This is a genomic window from Paenibacillus jamilae, assembly GCF_050482105.1.
GTDB classification, from domain to species: domain Bacteria; phylum Bacillota; class Bacilli; order Paenibacillales; family Paenibacillaceae; genus Paenibacillus; species Paenibacillus jamilae_B.
In genome coordinates this window covers 1-957 of record NZ_JBCNHI010000087.1, presented here as the reverse complement: position 1 = coordinate 957, position 957 = coordinate 1, and the positions used below count along the sequence as shown (strand labels likewise).

Here is a 957-nt window from a genome sequence, read left to right as displayed (position 1 = left end):
TTCTTTTTCCTTTTTTAAATATTCTTTTATATTTGAGGCTTTTCTTGTATTTGTACTCTTAGCTACATTATATATGACCTTCTTTTGAATTTTACTATTTTCTTCTCTAGTTGCCTTGGAGGCAGTCTCTCGTAGCGTTTTCCTTGCCTGTTGATCCTGTTGTTTATATTGGTTTTTCGTTGTTAACCTTTCATTTGGCTGTGGCTTGTAGCCTTTGGTTTCAAGAGTTTGGTTAATTTTTTGGGAAGCTACGTTTTCTGTAGCTTCTATTTGTTGTCTCGCTAATAATTCCTGGACTCTTACTTTTGCACTTACTCCAGAAGAAATATTAAAGAACCCTTTCCCTCTACCCAGTTTTGAAAGTATCCCCTCTAATTCTTTAGTATTGTCCATACCCCCTCGACCACCAACCATAAGAGGGTTTTCTATGGAAATAGCATAGAACATCCACTTTTTTTCTTCTTCGGTTATACCTTGCTTCCTAGTTTGCATGAAGAAATCATCATCTTCGGGATAATTATGTTTCCATTCACTATAGTATTGGACATCGGGTTTACCGTCACGAGTACGTACAACACCATCTTCTCCTCGATAACTCCCCGGTTTAAGTTTGGGCCTACGGTCTTCGGTATATATGTTCCTTCGATAATCCTGCCAGATCTTTTCGTAGTCTTCTTCTGTAAGCTCTGGTGGTGCAGCTTCTTTTTCTGCTTTAAGAGCAGCTTCAGCCCTAGCTTTTTCTTGTTCTTTATATTCCCTCAGCATTCTATCTTTAACACTTTTAGGTACTTGTTGATAGGCATGAACCATGGTTTTCGATGTTGTCAGCAAGTTTTGGATCAGCTCTAATCGGCTGCCGGAATGTACTATTTGACGTGCGCTTGTATACACTTTCCCCAGAATCCATTTGCTATAGTAGGCATGTCTCGCTTGCTCATGTTCATACTGAGTAATTAA

The 957-nt window shown here is 38.8% G+C and carries 1 pseudogene; it reads right to left on the bottom strand.

Features of this window, described 5'->3' with window-relative positions:
• A pseudogene (locus tag ABEW32_RS26435) lies at window positions 1–957 on the bottom strand (contractile injection system protein, VgrG/Pvc8 family); the annotation flags it as partial.